The sequence below is a fragment of the Paracoccus sediminis genome (genome assembly GCF_900188295.1).
Lineage (GTDB): Bacteria > Pseudomonadota > Alphaproteobacteria > Rhodobacterales > Rhodobacteraceae > Paracoccus > Paracoccus sediminis.
Window position 1 is genome coordinate 46,484 of record NZ_FZNM01000006.1, and the last position, 23,799, is coordinate 70,282.

At 65.3% G+C, this 23,799-nt stretch carries 28 protein-coding genes; 13 read left to right on the forward strand and 15 right to left on the reverse strand.

Annotated elements, in window-relative coordinates; genetic code table 11:
* Genes oppB through CHB77_RS18785 form a run of 3 tightly spaced genes read left to right on the forward strand, consistent with a single transcriptional unit; the run spans position 1 to position 3,919 of the window.
* Positions 1–924 carry an oligopeptide ABC transporter permease OppB gene (gene oppB / locus CHB77_RS10135; protein WP_089388094.1) on the forward strand — a complete coding sequence of 308 codons (924 nt, stop codon included), beginning with the start codon at positions 1–3 and terminating at the stop codon, positions 922–924.
* A gap of 4 nt (positions 925–928) precedes the next feature.
* Positions 929–1,849, forward strand: a complete 921-nt coding sequence (locus CHB77_RS10140) for an ABC transporter permease subunit (RefSeq protein ID WP_176430331.1) — start codon at positions 929–931, stop codon at positions 1,847–1,849.
* Between the two features lie 3 nt (positions 1,850–1,852).
* Positions 1,853–3,919, forward strand: coding sequence for an ABC transporter ATP-binding protein (locus CHB77_RS18785; RefSeq protein WP_141133730.1), 2,067 nt, complete (start codon positions 1,853–1,855; stop codon positions 3,917–3,919).
* Here the strand turns inward: CHB77_RS18785 and selD are convergent.
* Positions 3,911–4,999, reverse strand: coding sequence for a selenide, water dikinase SelD (gene selD, locus CHB77_RS10150; RefSeq protein ID WP_089388095.1), 1,089 nt, complete (start codon positions 4,997–4,999; stop codon positions 3,911–3,913). The genes CHB77_RS18785 and selD overlap by 9 nt on opposite strands.
* Before the next feature lie 96 nt (positions 5,000–5,095).
* Between selD and hisF the strand changes: the two genes are divergently transcribed.
* From hisF to aat, 5 genes are all read left to right on the forward strand, one after another.
* Positions 5,096–5,857, forward strand: a complete 762-nt coding sequence (gene hisF / locus CHB77_RS10155) for an imidazole glycerol phosphate synthase subunit HisF (RefSeq protein ID WP_089388096.1) — start codon at positions 5,096–5,098, stop codon at positions 5,855–5,857.
* Positions 5,854–6,174, forward strand: coding sequence for a phosphoribosyl-ATP diphosphatase (locus CHB77_RS10160; RefSeq protein WP_089388097.1), 321 nt, complete (start codon positions 5,854–5,856; stop codon positions 6,172–6,174). Before hisF ends, CHB77_RS10160 begins: the two co-directional genes overlap by 4 nt.
* Before the next feature lie 90 nt (positions 6,175–6,264).
* A complete protein-coding gene (gene accB / locus CHB77_RS10165; protein ID WP_089388098.1) occupies positions 6,265–6,774 on the forward strand; it encodes an acetyl-CoA carboxylase biotin carboxyl carrier protein in 510 nt (169 codons plus the stop codon).
* A 7-nt stretch (positions 6,775–6,781) separates the two neighbouring features.
* Positions 6,782–8,128 carry an acetyl-CoA carboxylase biotin carboxylase subunit gene (gene accC / locus CHB77_RS10170; RefSeq protein WP_089388099.1) on the forward strand — a complete coding sequence of 449 codons (1,347 nt, stop codon included), beginning with the start codon at positions 6,782–6,784 and terminating at the stop codon, positions 8,126–8,128.
* 9 nt (positions 8,129–8,137) lie between these two features.
* Positions 8,138–8,767, forward strand: coding sequence for a leucyl/phenylalanyl-tRNA--protein transferase (gene aat / locus CHB77_RS10175; RefSeq protein ID WP_089388100.1), 630 nt, complete (start codon positions 8,138–8,140; stop codon positions 8,765–8,767).
* Here the strand turns inward: aat and CHB77_RS10180 are convergent.
* The 5 genes from CHB77_RS10180 to CHB77_RS10200 form a co-directional block, all read right to left on the reverse strand.
* Entirely contained in the window at positions 8,734–9,084 is a 351-nt protein-coding gene (locus CHB77_RS10180) for a DUF2155 domain-containing protein (RefSeq protein ID WP_089388101.1), read from the reverse strand. The genes aat and CHB77_RS10180 overlap by 34 nt on opposite strands.
* Positions 9,081–9,548: an outer membrane lipid asymmetry maintenance protein MlaD gene (mlaD, locus tag CHB77_RS10185; RefSeq protein ID WP_089388102.1), complete on the reverse strand. Its 468-nt coding sequence runs from the start codon at positions 9,546–9,548 to the stop codon at positions 9,081–9,083. The genes CHB77_RS10180 and mlaD overlap by 4 nt, the downstream gene beginning before the upstream one ends.
* Positions 9,549–9,923, reverse strand: coding sequence for an NADH:ubiquinone oxidoreductase subunit NDUFA12 (locus CHB77_RS10190; protein WP_089388103.1), 375 nt, complete (start codon positions 9,921–9,923; stop codon positions 9,549–9,551).
* A gap of 109 nt (positions 9,924–10,032) precedes the next feature.
* Positions 10,033–11,298, reverse strand: a complete 1,266-nt coding sequence (gene clpX, locus CHB77_RS10195) for an ATP-dependent Clp protease ATP-binding subunit ClpX (RefSeq protein WP_089388104.1) — start codon at positions 11,296–11,298, stop codon at positions 10,033–10,035.
* Between the two features lie 160 nt (positions 11,299–11,458).
* Positions 11,459–12,091: an ATP-dependent Clp protease proteolytic subunit gene (locus CHB77_RS10200; protein WP_089388105.1), complete on the reverse strand. Its 633-nt coding sequence runs from the start codon at positions 12,089–12,091 to the stop codon at positions 11,459–11,461.
* Positions 12,092–12,255: 164 nt separating this feature from the next.
* Here CHB77_RS10200 and pth point away from each other — a divergent pair, with 164 nt between their 5' ends.
* Together pth and CHB77_RS10210 are read left to right on the forward strand one after the other, a co-directional pair.
* The gene (gene pth, locus CHB77_RS10205) at positions 12,256–12,954 is read left to right on the forward strand and encodes an aminoacyl-tRNA hydrolase (RefSeq protein WP_089388106.1); all 699 of its coding nucleotides are present in this window, start codon (positions 12,256–12,258) and stop codon (positions 12,952–12,954) included.
* Positions 12,955–13,016: 62 nt separating this feature from the next.
* A complete protein-coding gene (locus tag CHB77_RS10210; protein WP_089388107.1) occupies positions 13,017–13,391 on the forward strand; it encodes a DUF2237 family protein in 375 nt (124 codons plus the stop codon).
* A 115-nt stretch (positions 13,392–13,506) separates the two neighbouring features.
* Here CHB77_RS10210 and trpB read toward each other — a convergent pair whose 3' ends face one another.
* The 5 genes from trpB to rpsA form a co-directional block, all read right to left on the reverse strand.
* Positions 13,507–14,733: a tryptophan synthase subunit beta gene (gene trpB / locus CHB77_RS10215; protein ID WP_089388108.1), complete on the reverse strand. Its 1,227-nt coding sequence runs from the start codon at positions 14,731–14,733 to the stop codon at positions 13,507–13,509.
* 133 nt (positions 14,734–14,866) lie between these two features.
* The gene (locus tag CHB77_RS10220; RefSeq protein WP_089388109.1) at positions 14,867–15,499 is read right to left on the reverse strand and encodes a phosphoribosylanthranilate isomerase; all 633 of its coding nucleotides are present in this window, start codon (positions 15,497–15,499) and stop codon (positions 14,867–14,869) included.
* A 3-nt stretch (positions 15,500–15,502) separates the two neighbouring features.
* The gene (locus tag CHB77_RS10225; RefSeq protein ID WP_089388110.1) at positions 15,503–15,922 is read right to left on the reverse strand and encodes a LapA family protein; all 420 of its coding nucleotides are present in this window, start codon (positions 15,920–15,922) and stop codon (positions 15,503–15,505) included.
* 59 nt (positions 15,923–15,981) lie between these two features.
* A complete protein-coding gene (gene ihfB, locus CHB77_RS10230) occupies positions 15,982–16,266 on the reverse strand; it encodes an integration host factor subunit beta (RefSeq protein WP_089388111.1) in 285 nt (94 codons plus the stop codon).
* Positions 16,267–16,478: 212 nt separating this feature from the next.
* Positions 16,479–18,158: a 30S ribosomal protein S1 gene (rpsA, locus tag CHB77_RS10235; RefSeq protein ID WP_089388112.1), complete on the reverse strand. Its 1,680-nt coding sequence runs from the start codon at positions 18,156–18,158 to the stop codon at positions 16,479–16,481.
* 288 nt (positions 18,159–18,446) lie between these two features.
* Between rpsA and modA the strand changes: the two genes are divergently transcribed.
* Genes modA through modC form a run of 3 tightly spaced genes read left to right on the forward strand, consistent with a single transcriptional unit; the run spans position 18,447 to position 20,975 of the window.
* Positions 18,447–19,190 (forward strand): molybdate ABC transporter substrate-binding protein, encoded by a 744-nt coding sequence (gene modA / locus CHB77_RS10240; protein ID WP_089388113.1) that lies wholly within the window; start codon positions 18,447–18,449, stop codon positions 19,188–19,190.
* 1 nt (position 19,191) lies between these two features.
* Positions 19,192–19,887, forward strand: coding sequence for a molybdate ABC transporter permease subunit (gene modB, locus CHB77_RS10245; protein ID WP_089388114.1), 696 nt, complete (start codon positions 19,192–19,194; stop codon positions 19,885–19,887).
* Positions 19,884–20,975: a molybdenum ABC transporter ATP-binding protein gene (modC, locus tag CHB77_RS10250; protein WP_089388238.1), complete on the forward strand. Its 1,092-nt coding sequence runs from the start codon at positions 19,884–19,886 to the stop codon at positions 20,973–20,975. Before modB ends, modC begins: the two co-directional genes overlap by 4 nt.
* Here modC and CHB77_RS10255 read toward each other — a convergent pair.
* From CHB77_RS10255 to fdhD, 4 genes are all read right to left on the reverse strand, one after another.
* Positions 20,915–21,763, reverse strand: coding sequence for a metallophosphoesterase family protein (locus CHB77_RS10255; protein ID WP_089388115.1), 849 nt, complete (start codon positions 21,761–21,763; stop codon positions 20,915–20,917). The two genes, modC and CHB77_RS10255, sit on opposite strands and share 61 nt — an antisense overlap.
* A complete protein-coding gene (locus CHB77_RS10260; RefSeq protein ID WP_089388116.1) occupies positions 21,760–22,716 on the reverse strand; it encodes a diacylglycerol/lipid kinase family protein in 957 nt (318 codons plus the stop codon). Before CHB77_RS10260 ends, CHB77_RS10255 begins: the two co-directional genes overlap by 4 nt.
* Before the next feature lie 65 nt (positions 22,717–22,781).
* The gene (locus CHB77_RS10265; protein WP_089388117.1) at positions 22,782–22,982 is read right to left on the reverse strand and encodes a formate dehydrogenase subunit delta; all 201 of its coding nucleotides are present in this window, start codon (positions 22,980–22,982) and stop codon (positions 22,782–22,784) included.
* A complete protein-coding gene (gene fdhD, locus CHB77_RS10270) occupies positions 22,972–23,796 on the reverse strand; it encodes a formate dehydrogenase accessory sulfurtransferase FdhD (protein WP_089388118.1) in 825 nt (274 codons plus the stop codon). The genes CHB77_RS10265 and fdhD overlap by 11 nt, the downstream gene beginning before the upstream one ends.
* Positions 23,797–23,799 lie beyond the last annotated feature (3 nt).

Genomic DNA, 23,799 nt, shown 5'->3' on the forward strand with positions numbered 1-23,799 from the left:
ATGGCGATGTTCATCCTGCGGCGGCTGGCGGTGGCGATCCCGACGCTGCTGGCGCTGATCGTGCTGTCGTTCCTGCTGATGCACATGGCGCCGGGCGGGCCGTTCACCCAGGAACGCGCCCTGCCCCCGCAGGTGCTGGCGAACCTGAATGCCAAATACGGGCTGGACGATCCGCTGTGGCGCCAGATCTGGAACTATGTCCACGGCATCGTGGTCCATTTCGATTTCGGCCCCAGCTTCGTCTATCCCGACCGCACCGTGAACCAGTTGATCGCGGCCGGTTTCCCGGTCACGCTGACCTATGGCACGCTGGCTTTTGCCGCCGCCGTCATCGTCGGCGTGACGCTGGGCACGATTGCGGCGATCCGGCACAACACATGGCTGGACTACCTGGCGGTCGGCGTGTCGATCGGCGCGCAGGTGCTGCCCAATTTCGTGATGGCGCCCCTGCTGGTTCTGGTCCTGACGCTGTGGATGGGCTGGCTGCCCGGCGGAGGGTGGAGCTTTTCGGATCCGTCCTTCTGGATCATGCCGGTGATCGCGCTGTCTACCAGCTATATGGCGTCGATCGCGCGGATCACCCGGTCGTCGATGCTGGAGGTGCTGGGCGGCAATCACATCCGCACGGCGCGGGCCAAGGGGATGCCGGAACGTCGCGTCATCCTGCGCCACGCGCTGCGGCCCGCGATGCTGCCGGTCATCAGTTATCTGGGTCCGGTCTTCGTGTCGATGATTACCGGATCGGTCGTGATCGACATCTATTTTTCCACCGGAGGGATCGGCAAGGCCTTCGTGGATTCGGCGCTGAACCGGGATTACGCGGTGATGATGGGCGTCACCATCCTGGTCGGCGCGCTGACCATCCTTTTCAACCTGCTGGTCGATATCCTGTACGCCTGGATCGATCCCAGAATCCGGTACTGAGGCCATGGTGATCGAACCGCAGAAGATGCAGGCGCTTGCCGACCGCATGGCCGAGGTCAGGGGCCGCAGCCCCTGGGCCGACGCCCGCAGGCGGTTCCTGCGCAACAGGGCGGCAATGGCCGGCATGGCGATCCTGATCCTGGTGGCGCTGTTTGCGGCTTTCGGCGACCGGATCGCCGTCTGGTCGAACGAGGAGCTGGATTTCAGCGTCATGGGTCAGATCGCCACGCTGGGCGCGCCCTCGCTGGACAACGGCCACTATTTCGGCACCGACGACCTGGGGCGCGACCTGTTCGCCCGCACGGTCCAGGGCACGCAGGTCAGCCTGCTGGTGGGCATCGTCGGCGCGGGCATCGCGGTGATCGTCGGCACGATCTATGGCGCGGTGGCGGGCTATGCGGGCGGGCGCACCGATCAGGTGATGATGCGCGCGGTCGATATCCTGATGTCGGTTCCCTACATGTTCGTGCTGATCCTGCTGCTGGTGATGTTCGGGCGGTCCATGTCGATGCTGTTCCTGGGGATCGGTCTGATTTCCTGGCTGGACATGAGCCGGATCGTTCGCGGCCAGACACTGTCGCTGAAGCATCGGGAATTCATCGAGGCCGCGCGCGCCACGGGCGTTCCGGCATGGCGCATCATCGCCCGCCATATCGTGCCGAACCTGCTGGGCGTGGTCGCGGTCTATGCCACGCTGCTGGTGCCGCTGATGATCCTGACCGAAAGCTTCATCAGCTTTCTGGGACTGGGCGTGCAGGAACCGCTGACCTCCTGGGGCGCGCTGATTTCCGAAGGCGCGGGCACCATGGGCTATGGCACCCTGTGGCAACTGGTCTTCCCGCTGTTCTTTTTCGTGGTGACTCTGTTCGGGTTCTTTTTCGTCGGCGACGGGTTGCGCGACGCCCTTGACCCAAAGGACCGCTAGGCCATGGCGCTGCTGGACATTCGCGGCCTGTCGGTCCGCTTTCGAACGGGCGATGGCACGGTGCAGGCCGTCAACGGCCTGGATCTGACCCTGCGCGCGGGCGAGACGCTGGGCATCGTCGGCGAATCCGGTTCGGGAAAATCGCAGCTTGCCTTTGCGATCATGGGGTTGCTCGCCCGAAACGGCACCGCCACGGGACGTGTGCTGTTCGATGGCCAGGACATCCTGAACGCCCCGCCCAGGATCCTGAACCGCATCCGGGCCGAAAGGATCGCGATGATCTTTCAGGATCCGATGACCTCGCTCAATCCCTATATGCGGGTGTCCGACCAGATGGCCGAGGTTCTGGTCATGCACAAGGGCCTGACACAGCACGCGGCCCTGGCGGAATCGGTGCGGATGCTGGATGCGGTGGGCATCCCCGACGCGCGCGGGCGCATCGGTCTGTATCCCCATGAATTCAGCGGCGGGATGCGCCAGCGGGTGATGATCGCCATGGCGCTGCTGTGCCGCCCGCAACTGCTGATCGCGGACGAGCCGACGACCGCGCTTGACGTGACCGTGCAGGCGCAGATCATGGCGTTGCTGTCGGATCTGCAACGCGACTTTGGCATGGCGATGATGCTCATCACGCACGATCTTGGCATCGTCGCGGGGGCCTGCGAACGGGTGGGTGTGATGTACGGGGGCCGCATCCGCGAATCCGGCCCCACAGACGCCATCTTTGCCGATCCGGCCCATCCCTATACGCAGGGGCTGTTATCCGCCATTCCGCGCATCGACGCGCAGGCAGGCGACATGGCCACGATCCCCGGCCAGCCCCCGGACATGACCTGCCCGCCACCCGGCTGCGCCTTTGCCCCCCGCTGCGCCTTTCGCCGCGCGGTGTGCGACAGCCTGCCTCCACCGCTGGAGGCCTTTGCCGAAGGGCGCGGGCGTGCATGTTTTGCGTCGTTGGAGGAGGTTCGCGTCGGCAGGCCGGATCCCTCGACGCCCCGCGACCCCGCAAGACCGACACAGCCTGATCGGCATTTGCTGAACGTCAGCGACCTGCGGGTGACATTCCAGATACGGGGCGCAGGCGTCCTGCCCTGGGCCAGGGCGCGCAATCTTCATGCCGTGAACGGCGTCGATTTCACCCTGAACGCCGGCGAAACCCTGGGTGTCGTCGGCGAATCCGGCTGCGGCAAATCCACGCTGGCTCGGGCGTTGGTCGGGCTGGTGCCTGCGACGGGCCGCGCGGCCTGGATCGACGGACGCAACCTGATCGGCCTGTCGCCGCGCGGGATGCAGCCTTATCGCAGCGACATCCAGATGGTGTTCCAGGATCCGCTGGCGTCCCTGAACCCGCGCATGACGGTGGGCCAGATCATCGCCGAGCCGCTGACCACCCACCGTCCCAGCCTGGGCCGCGCCGCCGTGAAGGATCGCGTCAAGGCCATGATGGACAAGGTCGGACTGCTGCCGAACCAGATCAACCGTTATCCCCATGAATTCAGCGGTGGCCAGTGCCAGCGCATCGGCATCGCCCGCGCGCTGATCGTCGAACCCCGTTTGGTCATCTGCGACGAACCCGTCAGCGCGCTCGACGTGTCGATCCAGGCGCAGGTCATCAACCTTCTGGTCCGGTTGCAGGATGACCTGCGCCTGTCGCTGATCTTCATCGCCCACGACCTGGCCGTCGTCCGGCATGTCAGCGACCGCGTGATGGTCCTGTATCTGGGCAAGGTGATGGAGATCGCGCCGGTCGGCGATTTGTATGCCACGCCCCTTCACCCCTATACCCAGGCGCTGCTGTCCGCCGTTCCCGTACCCGATCCGGGCCACGATCCGGCGCTGACCGCCGTGCCGCTGCGGGGCGACCTGCCCTCGCCCAGTGATCCGCCGTCGGGCTGCGTGTTCCGAACCCGATGCCCGCGCGCCCAGCCTCGATGCGCGGCCGAGGCGCCGCTGCTGCAAGGGTTGCGCCATCGCACCGCCTGCCATTTTCCCGGCCCCCTGACGGACCAGGAAATCGCCCGCGCCCGCAACGCCGGGGCCGAGAGACCGGCCGTGTCTTCTTTACCCTGAATCTCCCTGCCGGAGACTGCCGGCCTGACCGACGAGGATCTGTCCCGGTCCCTCGACAGCCCGCCCGATCACCGCCGCCTCGGCAAAGCCGTGGTCGCGGAAAATCGCCAGGGCCGAATCAACGGTGTCTTCGGCGCAGGCGATCAGCAGGCCGCCGCTGGTCTGGGGGTCGGTCAGCAGCGCGCGGTCGGTATCCGCGAAGCTGTCGGGCAGCGCGACGTCCGATCCATAGCTGGCCCAGTTCCGGCCCGAAGCCCCTGTGACATACCCCCCAGCGGCAAGGTCACGCGCATCCGCCAGCAACGGCATGGCGGCCCAGTCCAGATGCAGCGCGCAGCCCGACCCGCGCGCCATTTCCAACGCATGGCCGGCAAGTCCGAAGCCCGTGACGTCCGTCATCGCATGGACGCCCGAAAGCCGCGCCAGATCCGGCCCCGGCGTGTTCAGCCGGGTCGTGGCATCGATCATGGCGCGATAACCCTCAGGCGACAACGCACCCTTTTTCAGCGCCGCCGACATCACGCCGACACCCAGCGGCTTGCCCAGGATCAGAACGTCGCCCGGCCTTGCCCCGCTGTTGCGTTTCACATGCGCCGGATCGACGAGTCCCAGGGCGACAAGCCCATAGATCGCCTCGACCGAATCGATGGTGTGGCCGCCGCCAATCGGGATGCCCGCATCGCGGCAGGCCATCGCGCCGCCCTCCAGGATCCGGGCGATGGTTTCCCCCGACAGGGTGTTGACCGGCATCCCCACCAGCGACAGCGCCATGATCGGCGTGCCGCCCATGGCATAGACGTCGCTGATCGCATTCGTGGCGGCAATGCGGCCGAAATCCAGCGGATCATCGACGATGGGCATGAAGAAATCGGTCGTTGCCACCAGGGCCTGCCGGTCGTTCAGCCGGTACACCGCCGCGTCGTCCGACGTTTCAATACCCACCAGCAGCGCGTCCGGGACGGGCAGCATCGCGGTGCCGCGCAGCAGCCCCGTCAACACCCCCGGCGCGATCTTGCAGCCGCAGCCGCCCCCATGGGACAGCGAGGTCAGGCGGGGTTCGGTCGGTGTCTGGTCGTCCATCGTGGCCTCCTTCGACTGGCCGCAGGCTATCACCCGAAAATCGCATCTTCAACGAGGCGCGGTTTCGGCATAGGAGGACAGCGCAAGGAGAGAGCCATGCTCAAGACCCGCATCATTCCCTGTCTGGATGTGGCCGATGGCCGCGTCGTCAAGGGTGTCAACTTCGTCGATCTGATCGATGCAGGCGATCCGGTGCAGGCCGCGCGCGCCTATGACGCGGCGGGCGCGGACGAGATCTGCTTTCTGGACATTCACGCCACGCATGAGAACCGGGGCACCATGTTCGATCTGGTGACGCGCACGGCCGAACAGTGCTTCGTTCCCCTGACCGTGGGCGGCGGCGTGCGCACGCACGAGGACGTGCGGGCGCTGCTGCTGGCGGGGGCCGACAAGGTCAGCTTCAATTCCGCCGCCGTGGCCGATCCCGACGTCGTGGCCCAGGCCGCCGACCGGTTCGGCAGCCAGTGCATCGTGGTGGCCATCGACGCCAAGACGGTTCAGGACGGCCGATGGGAGATCTTCACCCATGGTGGCAGGAAACCCACCGGCATCGATGCCGTCGAATTCGCCCGCACGGTCGCGGCCAGGGGTGCGGGCGAAATCCTGCTGACCAGCATGGACCGCGACGGCACGCGGGCGGGTTTCAACCTGCCGCTGACCCGCGCCATCGCGGATGCGGTGAACATTCCCGTGATCGCCTCGGGCGGGGTCGGCACGCTGGATCACCTGGTCGAAGGCGTGACCGAGGGTCATGCAAGCGCCGTGCTTGCCGCGTCCATCTTTCACTTCGGCGCCTTCACCATCGCCCAGGCCAAGGCCCATATGGCGGCAGCCGGCATCCCGATGAGGCTGACATGAGCGCGATCCACGATCTGGCCGCCACCATCGCCGCCCGGAAATCCGCAAGCCCGGATGAAAGCTGGACTGCCAAGCTGCTGGCCAAGGGGCCGGAAAAATGCGCCGAGAAATTCGGCGAGGAAGCCGTCGAGGCGATCATCGAGGCTGTCAAGGGCGATCGCGCCGGCCTGACCTCGGAAGCCGCCGACGTGATCTTTCACCTGCTGGTGATGCTGGCCGCCCGCGGCGTCACCCTGGCCGAGGTCGAGGCGGAACTGGACCGCCGTGCGGGCCTGTCGGGATTGGCGGAAAAGGCGGCGCGTCCTGTCCAGGGCTGACTAACCCTTCCCCTTGGCAGGGCTTGAGGGCTATAAGCGGAAAAATTGTCGCGGCAGGGTTGCGACCAGATAATCATGGCAGAGGACCGCATGAGCAACGATTCCAAACATGACAAACACCACGAAGGCGACGTGGCGTTCATTCAGTCGCTGGCGGAACTGCTGAATTCAAGCGATCTGTCCGAACTGTCGGTCAAGCGCGAATACGGCGAACACGACCGCCTGACGGTCAGCCTGTCCAAGCACGCCAGACAGGCGGTCCATGCCCCGGCCCCTGCCATTGCGGTTGGCCCTGCGCCCGCCGCCGCCCTGGCCGCCCCGATGCCTGCCCAGATGCCTGCGATGTCCGAAGATCCGGCCAGCCTGCCCGGCGCCGTCACCTCGCCCATGGTCGGCACCGCCTACCTGTCCGCCGAACCCGGTACCGCGCCCTTTGTCCAGATCGGCCAGGCCGTGGCCGAAGGCGACACGCTGCTGATCGTGGAAGCGATGAAGACCATGAACCACATTCCCGCCCCCCGCGCGGGAACCGTGCGGCGCATCCTGATCGACGATGGTACCCCGGTCGAATTCGGCGCCCCCCTGATGGTTGTCGAGTGAGGCGGGAATGTTCGACAAGATCCTGATCGCCAACCGGGGCGAGATCGCCCTTCGCGTGATCCGCGCCTGCCGCGAAATGGGAATTCAATCCGTCGCCGTTCATTCCACCGCGGATGCCGACGCGATGCATGTCCGCATGGCCGACGAATCCGTCTGCATCGGGCCCGCGCCGTCATCGGCCAGCTATCTGTCGATGCCCGCGATCATCTCGGCCTGCGAGATCACGGGCGCGCAGGCGATCCATCCGGGTTACGGTTTTCTGTCGGAAAACGCCGCCTTCGTGCAAATGCTGGAAGACCACGGCATCACCTTCATTGGCCCGCGTGCGGAACACATCCGCATCATGGGCGACAAGATCACCGCCAAGGACACCATGAAGAACCTTGGCGTGCCCTGCGTGCCGGGCAGCGACGGCGGCGTCGATGACGTCGATCAGGCCCGCAGCGTCGCGGCCCGGATCGGCTATCCGGTCATCATCAAGGCGACGGCGGGCGGCGGCGGGCGCGGCATGAAGGTGGCGCAGGACGCCAAGGGGCTGGAGGTCGCCTTTCGCACCGCACGGGCCGAGGCCAAGGCCGCCTTCGGCAACGCCGATGTCTATATGGAAAAATACCTGCAAAGGCCGCGCCACATCGAAATCCAGGTGTTCGGCGACGGGAAAGGCCGCGCCGTCCATCTGGGCGAACGCGACTGTTCCTTGCAGCGCCGCCACCAGAAGGTGCTGGAGGAAGCGCCCGGCCCCGTCATCACGACCGAGGAACGCGCCCATATCGGCAAGGTCTGCGCCGACGCCGTGGCCCGGATCGGTTATGCCGGTGCGGGAACCATCGAATTCCTGTACGAGGACGGCGCGTTCTATTTCATCGAGATGAACACCCGTCTCCAGGTCGAACACCCCGTCACCGAGGCGATCTTCGGCGTCGATCTGGTCCGCCAGCAGATCCTGGTCGCGGCGGGCGCGGACATGGAGTTCCGCCAGGAAGATCTGTCAATCCGCGGCCATTCGATCGAGGTGCGCATCAACGCCGAAAAGGTGCCCGGATTTTCGCCCTGCCCCGGCCGCATTACGCAATATCACGCGCCGGGCGGCCTGGGGGTGCGGATGGATAGCGCGCTTTACGACGGATATTCGATCCCGCCCTATTACGACAGCCTGATCGGCAAGCTGATCGTCCACGGCCGCGACCGTGCCGAGGCCCTGGCCCGCCTGGACCGTGCCCTGGGCGAGTTGATCGTGGATGGGATCGACACGACCGTTCCGCTGTTCACCGCGCTGTTGCAGGAACCCGACATTCTGGCAGGGAACTATTCGATCCACTGGCTTGAGCGCTGGCTGGATCAGAAGTTCGGCTGAACCTGCTGGATGCTGGGGCCTGCGCAACTGCTGACCGGCTATGCGCGCGGGGTCTTTCCCATGGCCGAAAGCGCGGACGATCCGCGCCTTTACTGGTACGATCCGCCGATGCGGGGGATCTTGCCGATTGGCGAGGTTCACGCCGCGCGATCGCTGTTGCGCGACCTGCGCCGGGGTGGATGGACGGCGCATCTGGACGGGGATTTCCATGACATCGTGGCCGCCTGTGCGGCCCGCGAAACGACATGGATCAACGCGCCGCTGTCGCGTCTTTACAGCCAACTGCATCAGGCGGGATACGCTCATGCGTTGGAAATACGTCATGACGGCGCATTCGCGGGCGGCATCTTCGGGGTGACACTGGGCGCGGCGTTCTTTGGCGAATCCATGGTGTCGGCCCGGACCAATGGGTCCAGGATGGCCTTGCTATGGCTGTCCAGCCATCTGGCGCGCTGCGGCTTCAGCCTCTTCGACACCCAGTTTTTGACCCCCCATCTTGCGCGCATGGGCGGGCGGGAAATTACCAGGGACCATTACCACCGGCTTTTGGCCGAAGCCTTGGCGCGTCGGGCGGACATGCACCGCCATCCCGTGATCGGCGCCGATCAGCTCTGGCAGGAAATCACCCAGACGTCATAGCGGGTATCGTCAAGCGCGGACAGCGCGGGGGACGATGCGATCATCCAGCCGCTGAACAGGGTGACGTTCTGCGTGGTGTCCGTGATGGTCAGTTGCGCATAGGCGTCCGAACTGGGATCGCCCGCCGGATAGCGGCATTCTCCCAACCGCACCTCCAGCCGGCCATAGCGGACGGCCTGCCCGACCGACACCGGCATGTCCGTCGTCCGTCCCGAAATCTTGTCCAGGCCGCGCAGCAGCGCGCCATTGGCCCGCGCGACCTCTTGCGCCGCCGCCGGGGCGGCCAGGCCGGCCAGAAGCAATGCCACGCGGATCACGGGCCTTCCCTTGCGTCCTGCGCCTGGCTGTCCACGAACTTCATCATCAGCGCCAGCAGGCTGACCGCGCCCTGAACGTCCTCGATCTCGTCTCCCGGCGCCAGATTGTCGGGACTGCCGCCGGGCTGGATCTGGATATAGGCCCCGCCCAGCAACCCGTCCGACTGGATCAGGGCGGCGCTGTCGGACGGCAACACGATGTCCTGCGGAATCGTGAGGCTGGCATCGGCCATGTAGGTGGCGGGATTCAGCGTCACGCTGGTCACGCGGCCGACCCGCACGCCTGCCAGCCGAACCTCGGTTCCGACCGCGACGCCATCCACATCGGGGAACGACGCCCTGACCTCATACCCTGGATCGCGCCCGAACCCCTCGCCGAATCCCCAAAACAAGAAGCCTGCTGCGGCCGTCAGAACGACAGCCCCCGCCAGGAATTCCGCCCGATGCCCGATCGCCGAGGTCATCTATTCCGGCTGCCAGGCATCATAGTCGCGCCGTGCGGCCGGTTCCGCCCGATAAAGCGAACCTTCGGGGTAATAGGCGCCCACCGTTCCGGTCTGGTTTTCCCGGTGCGGCTGTTCCCATATCTTGTGCGGTAACGGAGCCTTGGTCGGCGGCTGGTCCCAGGTGTGGTGCAGCCACCCGTGCCATTCGGGACTGACCCGGCTGGCTTGGGATTCACCGCTGTAGATGACCCATCGGCGCGACCCGTCCTTGTTCTGATAGAAGACATTGCCTTCGGCGTCCTCGCCGACCTTCGTGCCGTTGCGCCAGGTCCAGAACTGGGTGTTGATCGTCTGGCTGTTCCACCACGTCAGGGCGCGGAGCAGAAAGGACATCGGAAGGAACCTCTTGTTCGTCATCTGCGCAGATATGGCGCAAAGCTGCGCTAAGATCCAGCCTGTCCGCGTCCGGCGGCCAAAGGGGACGCCGCCCCCTTTGCACCCATCAACCGGCCGAGGCCGTTTCCTTTTTGGGATCCGAATGGATCAGCAGCGGCTTGGTGGCCGCGTTGTCCACCGCTTCCTCGTTCACCACGACTTCCTCGACGCTGTTCAGGCCGGGCAATTCGAACATGGTGTCCAGCAGGATATCCTCCATGATCGACCGCAGCCCCCGCGCGCCGGTCTTGCGCTTGATGGCGCGTTTGGCGATGGCTTGCAGTGCGTCTTCGGTGAAGGTCAACTGCACGCCTTCCAAGTCGAACAGCCGCTGATACTGCTTGACGAGGGCGTTCTTGGGCTTGGTCAGGATGATAATCAACGCTTCTTCGTCCAGGTCGGTCAGGGTCGCGATGACCGGAAGACGGCCGACGAATTCGGGGATCAGACCAAATTTCAGCAGATCCTCGGGCTCCAGTTCCTTGAACATTTCGCCCACGCCACGATCGTCGTTGTCCTTGACGGACGCGCCAAAGCCCATCGCGGTGCCCTTGTTGCGCTGCGCGATGATGCGTTCCAACCCGGCAAAGGCCCCGCCGCAGATGAACAGGATGTTGGTGGTGTCCACTTGCAGGAATTCCTGCTGCGGATGCTTGCGCCCGCCTTGCGGGGGAACGCTGGCGACCGTGCCCTCCATGATCTTCAGCAAGGCCTGCTGAACCCCTTCGCCCGACACGTCGCGGGTGATCGAGGGGTTGTCGGACTTGCGGGTGATCTTGTCCACCTCGTCGATATAGACGATGCCGCGCTGCGCGCGTTCGACATTGTATTCGCTGGCCTGCAACAGCTTGAGGATGATGTTCTCGACATCCTCGCCCACATAGCCCGCCTCGGTCAGGGTGGTGGCATCGGCCATGGTGAACGGCACGTCCAGGATCCGGGCAAGCGTCTGGGCCAGCAGCGTCTTGCCGCAGCCGGTCGGGCCGATCAACAGGATGTTCGACTTGGCCAGTTCGATATCGCCCTTGGTGCCGTGGTTCAACCGCTTGTAGTGATTGTGGACCGCGACCGACAAAACCCGCTTGGCATGTTCCTGGCCAATCACGTAATCGTCCAGAACGCCGCAGATTTCCCGCGGCGTCGGTACGCCGTCGCCCGATTTCAGGCCCGAGGACTTGGTTTCCTCGCGGATGATGTCCATGCACAGTTCGACGCATTCGTCACAGATGAATACGGTCGGCCCCGCGATCAGCTTGCGCACCTCATGCTGGCTCTTGCCGCAAAAGCTGCAATAGAGCGTGTTCTTGCTGTCATTGCCGGACTGGTTCGCCATCGTCCACGTTCCTTGATTGCCACGGGCCTGCGGGCCTGCGGGCGGCGCCGGTCGCCCGTCGCCGCGTCTGAATTGATCCGTGGCTGCCCCGATCTGGGCGGCCACGGCGTCTGTCTGGTATGTTAGGGTTCGCGCGCTTCGGTCACAATCCCCAACAGGCCTATTTCTTTTCCGGCTCGGCCTTGCCGCGCGGGGCGACGACCTCGTCGATCAGGCCCCAGTCCCTCGCTTCCTCGGGGGACATGAAACGGTCGCGCTCCAGCGCTTCCTCGACTTCTGCAAGATCGCGTCCGGTATGCTGGACATAGATCTCGTTCAGGCGGCGCTTCAGCTTTTCGGTCTCTCGGGCGTGGATCAGAATGTCGGTCGCCTGTCCCTGGAAACCGCCCGACGGCTGGTGGACCATCACCCGGCTGTTGGGCAGCGAATAGCGCAGTCCCTTTTCGCCCGCCGCCAGCAGCAGCGACCCCATCGACGCCGCCTGCCCGACCACCAGCGTGGACACGCGCGGCCGGATGTACTGCATCGTGTCATAGATCGACAGGCCCGACGTCACGACACCGCCGGGGCTGTTGATGTACATGCTGATGTCCTTGTTGGGGTTTTCCGCCTCCAGGAACAGCAATTGCGCGCAGATCAGTGTGGACATGCCGTCGTGGACCGGCCCCGACACAAAGATGATCCGTTCCTTGAGCAGGCGCGAAAAGATGTCATAGGCCCGTTCCCCGCGCGAGGTCTGTTCGACCACCATGGGAACAAGGTTGTTCATGTAGAATTCTGCCGGATCGCTCATCGTCTGTCCTTGCCTTGTGTCCCTGTTCCCGCGATTCGTCCGGGCGCTGTTCCCATCTGTTAGCCGCGAAAGGTTGACAGAGTCTTAGTAACGGGCAAGGTCCGCCGCAAGGCATCGAACGAACTTCGCCCCGGCAAGGGCGGCGCAATCGGCAGGAGACAAGCGTGAAGCTGATCGTTGGTCTGGGCAACCCCGGAACGAAATACGCGTCAAATCGTCACAACATCGGCTTCATGGCCGTTGACCGCATTGCCGGGGACCACGGCTTTTCGCCTTGGAAGACGCGCTTTCGGGGCCTGGCGTCCGAGGGACGGCTGGGCGACGCCCGCGTGACCCTGTTGAAGCCGCAGACCTTCATGAACCTGTCGGGGCAATCCGTGGGCGAGGCGATGCGCTATCTGAAACTGACCCCCGGCGACGTGATCGTGCTGCACGACGAGCTGGATCTGGCCCCCGGCAAATGCCGCGTCAAGCACGGGGGCGGCCATGCGGGGCACAACGGGCTGCGGTCGATCCATCAGCATATCGGGCCGGATTACGGCCGCGTCCGCCTGGGCATCGGTCATCCCGGCGACAAGGATCGCGTCGCATCCTATGTCCTGTCGGATTTCGCCAAGGCGGATGCGGATTGGCTGGATGACCTGATGCGCGGCCTGTCGGATGGGGCGGGCGGCCTGGCGGCGGGGGACGGCGCGCGGTTCCAGAATGCGGTGGCGGCACGGATGCAGCCCGCGCGCAACAGCGGCACTCGGTCCCCTGCCCCGAAATCCGCCGTGCCGACCGTTCCTGCGCCCGGACCTGCCGAACCGGCCAGTCTGACGGACAGGCTGCGGCAGTTGACCGGCCGGTTTCGCCAGCCGTGATCGGCGCAGGGCTTGGCGGCCCGGCGGCATCGCTGTAGCCTGCGAGATGGGGAGGACAGGTCATGGAACCATCTGTGAACGTGCTGGGAACCCGGCTGGAGCCCTGTTCGATACGGCCGATGACCGGGTTTTATCGCAACGGCTGCTGCGATACCGGGCCGGGCGACGCGGCCAGCCACACGGTCTGCGTCATCGTGGACGCGGAATTTCTGGCGCTGTCGAAATACCTGGGCAACGATCTGTCCACGCCGCGTCCCGAATTCCGCTTTGGCGGGTTGAAGCCGGGCGACCGCTGGTGCCTGTGCGCGGCCCGGTTTCTGCAAGCCGCGCAGGAATTCGGCGCGCCCAAGGTCGTGCTGGAATCGACCCACAGACGCGCCCTGGACATCATTCCGCTGGAACTGCTGCGGGCGCATGCGGCCGATGCGCAAAGCTGATCTTTTGGCAGCCGCGGCTGCCTGCCTGCCGGTGGCAGCGTGGCCTCAGACCCTTGCAGACGCTACCGCCCTTGTGATCCTGACCGATATTCTCACGCTAAGTCTTTGATCGGTTTCATGTCTTGATATCGAAGCCCAGGTGCTTGGCGACGGTGAAGATGTCCTTGTCGCCGCGGCCGCACATGTTCATCACGATGATATGGTCGCGCGGCAGGCCGGGCGCGATCTTCATGACATGCGCAAGGGCGTGGCTGGGCTCGAGGGCCGGGATGATGCCTTCCTGCGCGCAGCACAGTTGAAATGCCTCGAGCGCCTCGGCGTCGGTGATGCTGACGTATTCGGCGCGGCCCATATCCTTCAGCCAGGCATGTTCCGGCCCGATGCCGGGATAATCCAGCCCTGCGCTGATCGAATGCCCTTCCAGGATCTGCCCGTTGTCGTCCTGCAACAGATAGGTGCGGTTGCCGTGCAGAACGCCCGCGCGCCCGCCGGACAGGCTGGCGCAATGTTCCATCCGGTCGTCCACGCCCTTGCCCCCCGCCTCGACCCCGATGATGCGGACATCGGTGTCGTCGAGAAACGGATGGAACAGGCCCATGGCGTTCGATCCCCCGCCGATCGCCGCGACGATCGTATCGGGCAACCGGCCCTCGCGCGGCAGGATCTGTTCCTTGACCTCCTTGCCGATGATCGACTGGAAATCGCGGACCATGGCCGGATAGGGATGCGGCCCGGCGACAGTGCCGATGCAATAGAACGTGTCGCGCACGTTCGTCACCCAGTCGCGCAGCGCGTCGTTCATCGCATCCTTGAGGGTGCCGCGGCCACTAGTGACAGGCACAACCTCGGCCCCCAGCAGGCGCATCCGAAAGACGTTTGGCGCCTGTCGTTCGACATCCGTGGCGCCCATATAGACGATGCATTGCAGTCCGAAGCGCGCGCACACAGTCGCCGTCGCCACGCCGTGCTGTCCGGCGCCGGTTTCGGCGATGATCCGGGTCTTGCCCATCCTGCGCGCCAAAAGGATCTGGCCCAGAACATTGTTGATCTTGTGGGCGCCGGTGTGGTTCAGTTCGTCCCGCTTCATGTAGATCTTGGCGCCGCCCAGGTGATCGGTCAGGCGTTCCGCGAAATACAGGGGCGACGGGCGGCCGACGTAATGCGTCCACAGGTCGTCCATTTCGGCCCAGAAATCCGGGTCGGTCTTTGCGCGTTCGTATTCCGTCTCCAGATCCAGGACGAGCGGCATCAGCGTCTCGCTGACGAAGCGGCCGCCATAGATGCCGAAACGGCCCTGTTCGTCGGGGCCAGTCTTGAAGCTGTTCACCAGATCGTCTGCCATGGGGCGCGCCTTCTTGGATGTCTTTGGAAGCCTGGATAGGTTTCTTATAACCAATATGGCTGGCCGTGAACCCCGGCCGGCCATGGAAACGATGCGCGTCCGCCCGAATGCCGCAGGGGTCAGGACACCACGATCACGATGCCGCCGCGACGAACGCCCGCATCAGCCCTTCGTCCTTTTCACCGGGTTCGATTTCCACGCCCGACGAGACATCGACCGCTGGCGCGCCGGTCAGCCGGATCGCCTCGGCCACATTCTGCGGGGTCAGGCCCCCGGCCAGCATCCAGGGGCCCAGCCATGTGCGCCCAACCAGCAGGCGCCAGTCGAAAGGCAGCCCGTTGCCGCCGGGCAGATCGCCCCCCTTGGATGGCTTTGCATCGACCAGCAGCATATCGGCCACCAGACCGTAATCTGTCAGCGCGGCAAGGTCGTCAGGCCCCGCCAGTCCGACCGCCTTCATCACCGGCAGCCCGGTCAGCGCCTTGACGGCCGCCACCCGGCCGGGATCTTCGGACCCGTGAAGCTGGATGATGTCCAGGGGAACATGTCCAAGCGTATGGTCCAAAAACGCGTCGTCCGGGTTCACGAACAGGCCTACACGCGCCACACCGACCGGAACATGCGGAATCAGCAATGCGGCCTCCTCGGCCGATACGGCCCGAGGCGATTTCGGAAAAAACACGAAACCCACGAACCGCGCGCCGGATTCGGCGGCCGTGACGATGTGGTCAGGTCGCCGCAACCCGCAGATCTTGACCTGCGCCATGGCTTAGCGACCAGTCGGCAGCGTCAGACCTTGTGCCGGTTCGGGCGACGCCACGGGCAAACCGGCAGGCGCAGCCTTGGGACGGTCGATGATGGCCAGAACCTCGTCCTTGGGGGCGGCGTGGCGGTGGCGAAGGTGATCGACCTCATTTTCCAGCCGGGCGGCGCGGTCGGAATGACGCCGCGCCTCGCGGCGAATATGCGATTCGCGCAGCCATTCCCAGACAAGACCCGCCAACATACCCAAGGCAAAGGCCAGAAAGATCACCAGGAACAGGGGCAGGTCCACGGCCCACCGCCCGCCGAGGTACTGACCGAAGTTCGCGGGGAACGCCGACAGCGTGACGATTCCGCGGTTGGCCAAGGCGACCGCGACCAGCACGATCGCCAGGGCCACGACAAAGATCAGACGAAGAAAGCGCATGGATAATCCTTGCTGGCGACCAAGAGCCTTGGCCGAATGTCCGGCCGTGTTTAGACCGTTCAGGCGTCCCCGTTCAACCGATCGCGCAGCAATTTTCCGGTCTTGAAGAAGGGAACATATTTCTGATCGACATCCACCGCCTCGCCGGTACGGGGATTGCGGCCAGTCCGGGCATCGCGCTTCTTGACGGAGAATGCGCCGAAACCGCGAAGCTCGACCCGGTCGCCGCGCGCCATGGCGTCGATGATTTCCTCGAACACCGTGTTCACGATCCGTTCGACATCACGCCGGAACAGATGCGGATTCTCGTCAGCGATAAGCTGGATCAGTTCGGAACGGATCATCATCCCCCCAGGTGGCGTAACGGCGGCAACAACTCGGTCGCTTCACGCGCGACGAAAAAGCAACGCGGGAAAAGGTCCCGAGTTTCCATAGCGATGCCAGTTTTAACCTGGCCGCGCAAGAGAACTGAACGGTCTGTGCCTATCCGTCAGGCAGCAAAAAGACCGCCCCCGCGATTGCAGGGGCGGTCCATGTCAAACGGGCAAAGCCGCGATCAGCGGTCGCGGTTCAGCGCCGCGCCCAGAATGTCGCCCAGCGACGCGCCCGAATCCGAGCTGCCGTACTGGTCGATGGCTTCCTTTTCTTCGGCGATCTCGCGCGCCTTGATCGACAGGCCCAGACGGCGGGTCTTGGTGTCGATGTTGGTCACGCGGGCATCGACCTTGTCGCCGACGCCGAAACGCTCGGGGCGCTGATCCTGGCGGTCGCGGGCCAGATCCGAACGGCGGATGAACGACTTGACGCCGTTGTACTCCACCTCGATCCCGCCATCCTCGATGGCGGTGACTTCCACGGTCACGACCGAGCCGCGCTTCACGCCGTCAACGGCTTCGGCCATGTGCTCGTTTTCCAGCGACTTGATCGACAGGCTGATGCGTTCCTTTTCGACATCCACGTCTTGGACGACGGCCTTGACCACATCGCCCTTGCGGAAGTCCTGGATCGCATCCTCGCCACGGGCATCCCAACTGATGTCCGACAGGTGGACCATGCCGTCGATGTCGCCGTCCAGGCCCACGAACAGACCGAATTCGGTGATGTTCTTGACCTCGCCCTCGATGACGGTGCCCGACGGATGGGTTTCCGCGAACACTTCCCACGGGTTGCGCTGCGTCTGCTTCAGGCCCAGCGACACGCGGCGCTTGGCTTCGTCGATTTCCAGCACCATGACCTCGACCTCTTGCGAGGTGGAGACGATCTTGCCCGGATGGACGTTCTTCTTGGTCCAGGACATTTCCGACACGTGGACCAGCCCTTCGACCCCGGCCTGCAATTCGACGAACGCGCCGTAGTCGGTGATGTTGGTCACGCGGCCCTGGTGGACCGAGCCGATCGGGAATCGGTCGCCCACGGTATCCCACGGATCGGCCTGCAACTGCTTCATGCCCAGGCTGATGCGGTGGCTGTCCTTGTTGATCTTGATGACCTGAACCTTGACGGTTTCGCCGATTGCCAGAATCTCGGACGGATGGTTGACGCGGCGCCAGGCCATGTCGGTGACGTGCAGCAGGCCGTCGACGCCGCCCAGGTCAACGAACGCACCGTATTCGGTGATGTTCTTGACCACGCCGTCGACCGTCTGACCTTCGGTCAGGTTGGCGATGACCTCGGCGCGCTGTTCGGCGCGGCTTTCTTCCAGGATGGCGCGGCGCGAGACGACGATGTTGCCGCGGCGGCGGTCCATCTTCAGGATCTGGAACGGCTGCTTCAGACCCATCAGCGGACCGGCATCGCGCACGGGGCGCACGTCGACCTGCGAGCCGGGCAGGAAGGCCACGGCGCCGCCCAGGTCGACGGTGAAGCCGCCCTTGACGCGGCCGAAGATGGCGCCCTCGACGCGCTCCTCGTCGGCATAGGCTTTTTCCAGACGGTCCCAGGCTTCCTCGCGGCGGGCCTTTTCACGGCTGATGCTGGCTTCGCCGCGGGCATTTTCCACGCGATCCAGATAAACCTCGACCTCGTCACCCACCTTGATGCTGGGTTCCTCGCCGGGGTTCGCGAATTCCTTCAGATCGACGCGGCCTTCCATCTTGTAGCCGACGTCGATGATGGCCTGTCCCGCCTCGATGGCGATGACGCGGCCCTTGACGACCGAACCTTCGTCCGGGGTGTCGATGTCGAAGCTTTCGTTCAGGAGGGCTTCGAATTCCTCCATGGTCGCTTTAGCGCACATATATGATCGTTTTCCTTTAGGTCGATGTCACTGGCCATGCGGTTGGCTCCGCCGGTCTTTATGGCTGCCTTTCGGGAACGGCAAAGGGCCGCGGCGTGACGCCCGACCCGTTCCGATGCGGTCTGTTCTGACCCTGTCGCCCACAAGACTGGCGGTCGAATATCCACATTTGCCATGACTTTCAACTTATTTGTGAATCCTGCCCGGTTATTTCCGGGTGGAAATATCGCTTGCCCAAGGCGCAAGAAGGTCGATAGGTTCGAAAAGACATATCCCGTCGAGGTTTCCATGCGCCCTGTCTTGTTGGCCTCTGCACTGACCTTGGCCGCACTGCCCGGCTGGGCCGGGGACGTGACCGTTTTCGCGGCAGCGTCGTTGAAAAACGCCTTGGACGAGGTGGCGGCCGAATTTGCCCAACGGACCGGAAACACCACGGCGATTTCCTATGCGGGGTCGAATGCCTTGGCCAGGCAGATCATCGAAGGCGCGCCCGCCGACATCTTCATTTCGGCCAGCACCGACTGGATGGATGAGGTCGAAAAGGCCGGGCTGACCCGGCAGCGCGGGGATCTGCTGGGCAATACACTGGTCCTGATAGCCCATGGCACCGACGCGGAAGCCGTGCCGATTTCGTCCGATACCGATCTGGCCGGAATGCTGGACGGGGGCAAGCTGGCCATGGCCCTGGTGGAGGCCGTGCCCGCCGGGCAATACGGCAAGGCGGCCCTGGAAAACCTGGGGCTTTGGGACGGGGTGCAGGCCGATGTCGCGCAATCCGACAACGTGCGCGCGGCCCTAGCCCTGGTCGCTGCGGGCGAGGCGCCCCTGGGGATCGTCTACGCCACCGACGCCGCCGCCGAAGACAACGTGACCGTTGTCGGCACCTTCCCCCCCGACAGCCATCCGGCCATCACCTATTCCGCCGCGCTGCTGACCGGCGCGGACGGCGCCGGTCGCGCCTTTTATGATGCCTTGTCAGGCGATCCTGCCCGCGCGATCTTCGAAAATCATGGCTTTGTGGTGACGGACTGACGTGGCCGACTGGCTGGGCCCCGAAGGCTGGCAAGCCGTGCGCCTGTCGCTGAAGGTGTCGCTGTGGGCGGTGGCTGTCAGCCTGCCGCTGGGGATCTTGGTGGCCTATGCCTTGGCCCGCTGGCGCTTTCCCGGCCATGGGCTGCTGAACGGGCTGGTGCATCTGCCGCTTGTGCTGCCGCCGGTCGTCACGGGCTATCTGCTGTTGCTGACCTTCGGGCGGCGTGGCTGGGTTGGGCAATGGCTGGACGGGATCGGCGTCGTTCTGGCCTTTCGCTGGACCGGCGCGGCGCTTGCCGCCGCGATCATGGCATTTCCGCTGATGGTCCGCGCCATCCGCCTTGCGATCGATGCCGTGGATCCGAGGCTGGAACAGGCTGCGTCCACGCTGGGCGCGCCGCGCATCTGGGTCTTCCTGACGATCACCCTGCCCCTGATCCTGCCCGGCATCCTGGCCGGCGCGATCCTGGCCTTCGCCAAGGCGATAGGGGAATTCGGCGCCACGATCACCTTTGTGTCGAACATTCCCGGCCAGACGCAGACCCTGCCGTCGGCCATCCATGCCGTCCTCCAGGTGCCGGGCGGAGAGGCCGAGGCCGCCCGGCTGGTGGCCGTCGCCATCGTGATCGCCATGGCGGCGCTGTTCCTGTCGGAATGGCTGTCGCGCCTGATTGCGCGCCGTATCCGGGGGGCGTGATGCTGAAGGTCGCGCTGCGCCATGCCGTTCCGGGCTTCACGCTGGATGCCGTCTTCGACGCGCCCGCCGGGCTGACCGCGCTGTTCGGCCGGTCGGGGTCGGGCAAGACAACCATCGTGAATGCCGTGGCCGGCCTGCTGCGCCCGCAGTTCGGGCGGATCGCCGTGGACGGGACGGTGCTGACCGACAGCGGCCAAGGCATCTTCCTGCCGCCGGACCGGCGCGGCATCGGCTATGTCTTTCAAGAGGCGCGGCTGTTCCCGCATCTGACCGTGCGGCAGAACCTGCTGTTCGGCCACTGGTTCACCGGGCGCGGCCGCCGGCCCGACCTGCCCCGCATTGTCGAGATGCTGGGCATCGGCCATCTGCTGCCCCGCCGTCCCGCCGCCCTGTCGGGGGGCGAACGCCAGCGGGTCGCGCTTGGCCGGGCGATCCTGTCCCATCCCCGTCTTCTGCTGATGGACGAACCGCTGGCCGCCCTGGACCAGCCGCGGAAAGAGGAAATCCTGCCTTATCTGGAACGGCTGCGCGACCACGCCGGGCTGCCGATCCTGTATGTCAGCCATTCCGCGGCAGAAGTCGCGCGGCTGGCCACCACCGTCGTGCTGATCGACAGGGGCCGGGTCACAGCGGCGGGTCCGGTTGCCGCGCTGCTGTCGGACCCTGCCGCCGCGCCGTTGTTCGGCCTGGCTGAAACCGGCGCCATCCTGGCCGCGCGGATCGAGGCGCAGGATGCGGATGGCCTGACGCGCTTGTCCACCCCCTTTGGCCCGCTGTTCCTGCCCCGGATCGGGGCGCCTGTCGGCACCTTGCTGAGGCTGCGTGTCCTGGCACAGGACGTGATGATCGCGACCGCCGCGCCGCAGGGGATTTCCGCGCTGAACGTGATCGCGGCGCGCGTGCGGGACATGACTGACAGCGGCGGCGGCGGGATGCTGGTGCGGCTGGACGCGGGCGGACAGGTGATCCTGTCCCGGATCACCGCCCGATCCGCCAAGGCCCTGGATCTGAAACCCGGCCGCCCGGTTCACGCCGTGCTCAAGGCCGTTTCCGTGGCGCCGGGCACAATCGGTATTTCCGCGGGCTGATGGGCGACCCAGACCCCGCTTTCGCGGGAAAACCACTCATGCTCCGGCGGGCGAAACGTCGGCTCGTCCATGGGGGCGACGTGGCGTTCGACCGTCAGCACCGGCCCGTCGATCTGCAACACCGCGAATTCGTTCTGCCGGTCCGAAACGCGACCGCACAGCGCCGTTCCGGCCTGGATCTGCAAGATCCCCGGATGGGTCGTCTGGTCCAGCATGGCGCCCGTCGCCCAGACATGCAGGTGCCCCGACAGAACCACCTGCGCACCCGCGCGTTCCAGCCGGGCCAATGCCTCGGGGGCGCGGCGGGACAGTTCCTTGTCCACCTGGTCCAGCTGTTCCAGGGGATGATGCACCGCCACGACGTTGGTGGCCAAGGGATCAAGGCCACCGATCAGCCGCGCAATCTCTCGGTCGCGGATCGTGCCGCGCTGGACCGCAAAGGGATCGACGCTGTTCAGCCCGATCACGCGCAGATCGCCGACCTGACGCGTAGGGGCAAGGTCGCGACCGAGGGTGCGGCGATAACCCCAGTATGGGGCCAGAAACCGCATGGGCAGATTGTACAGCGGCACATCGTGATTGCCCGGAACGACCATCACCGGCGCCCTGATCCGTGAAAGGAACCGGGCCGCCTGGGCGTATTGGCCCATGCGCCCGCGATGCGTCACGTCGCCGGTGATGACAACCAGATCGGCGCCCGACCGATTCACCCGATCCAGCAGGGGATCGACCAAAGGCGTGCGGTGGAAACCGAAATGCAGGTCCGACAGGTGCGCGATGCGGGTCACGCCTTGGGATCCTGCGTCTTGCTTCGTCCATCAGCCGGAACCAGCACATTCAGGGCGCCATGCCTGATTTGCAGGTGAAAGGGACTGACCATGCGCGTCTTTTCCCCGTCATGGGCGACCAACTGGCTGCGCCTGCCAGTTTCAATCGTCAGCCTGTCGGTGATGATAAGGTCGAAATCGCTGTCCTTGGCGCTGAACCCGAAGGCCAGCCGAAACGCCGACCGCAGCAGCGGCAGCGGACGGCGCGCCTTGGCGATCAGCACGGCAAAGTTCCCCGCCCGGATCGCATCCGCCCCGTCCAGACCAAAAGAATCCAACTGATAGGCGCTGCGAGCGATAAAGACCAAGGCCGTCGTGAAGTCACGCGCCCGGCCATCGACCGTCGCGGTCAGGTGCATCGGATTGCGCAGCCGCCGCAGGGCCACCAGCACGGACCAATAGGCCGCCAGCCGCGACCGGCCCCATCGCTTGTAGATCCCCTCGCGCGTCTTCAGGATATGCGGATAGGCCCCAAAGCTGACGTTGTTCAAAAATACCAGATTTTCGATCTGCCCCACGTCGACAGATCTGACCCTGGCCTCCGCAAGGGTTGCCAGGGCTTCGTCGAAGGTTTCCCCGACGCCCAGATCGCGCGCGAAATAATTGAACGTTCCGCCCGGCAGCACGCCCATGAGCACATCCGTCCCCGCAAGCGCGCCCGCCACAGCCGATTGCGTCCCGTCCCCGCCCAGGGCGACCACGATATCGAACCCGTCATCGGCCGCCTGACGCGCCAGGTCGACCAATTGATCGCCACGGCTCGTTTCGCGCAGCTCGAACTCGGCCACCCTATCCTGCAAGGCGTCGCGGATCGAGCGCAGCAGTTCCGGCGGATCCTTCTTGCCGGATCCGCGATTGCGGATCACGCACAGCCGACACGCGGACAGATCGACTTTGTCGGCAGAATCGCGCATCTAGAATCCCGGTGTGATTGCCCACACCAACCCCCCGGATGCCAGCCAGTTTCACGCCAAGCCGATCAAAGGCGGCTCACCGCCTCGTGAACCGAAGGGCGCAGGCCCGTTCCGCCCGCCGCCAGATAGGATTTCAGCTGGTCGCGCATTCGCGGTTCCCAATAATCCTTCAGGTGATCGGCGATCCTGTCCGGCGCGCTGCCCGGCTGGCTGTCGAAAAAGACGGCGATCTGGTTGGCCATCGTGACCATCTTCTCAGGCGACATCGGACACCTTTGCCCGCAGGCGTTCGGGGTGGCAGAACAGGTCGAACCCCTCGCCCCGTGCGAAGGCGGCAAGGGTCAGATGCGCGCCTTCGGCCAGGCGCAAGGCGTGCAGCGTGGGGGCCGATACGGCGATCAGGATGGCGCAGCCGGCCATCACGCATTTCTGCACCATTTCCGTGGATACCCGGCTAGTCAACACGATCGCGCCCTGCGACGGATCGATCCCCTGTCGGGCCATGGCACCGATCAGCTTGTCCAGCGCGTTGTGCCGCCCCACGTCCTCGCGCGCCAGGACGACGCCCTGCCCCGGCAACATGAAGCCCGCCGCGTGGACGGCCCGCGTCCGGTCGTGCAGGGGCTGCCAGCCGCGCAGGGATTCCGTGGCGGCCGTGATTTCATCGATCGTCAGGGTCGGACCTGCCCCGGCAAGGCCAGGCAAGGACCGCACAGCCGCCTCGATGCTGTCGATGCCGCACAACCCGCAGCCGACCGGACCCGCCAGCGTCCGGCGGCGGGCGGCCAGGGCTTCGCCCCGATCCTCGGCCAGCCACATCTGCGCCTCGATTCCCTTGGGATGGGCGATCACGTCGCAACTGGCGATCTGGTTCGTGCCGGTCACGATTCCCTCGGTCAGGGAAAATCCGACCGCGAAATCCTCAACATCCGCGGGCGTCGCCATCATCACCGCATGGGTCGTGCCGTCGTAGACCATGGCGATGGCGGCTTCTTCGGGCAGCGCGCGGCTGACCGAAACATGGCTTCCGGGCCGGTGATGGGTCGCGTCCGTGGCCCGGAAGGGCGGCGGCAGGTCCATCGG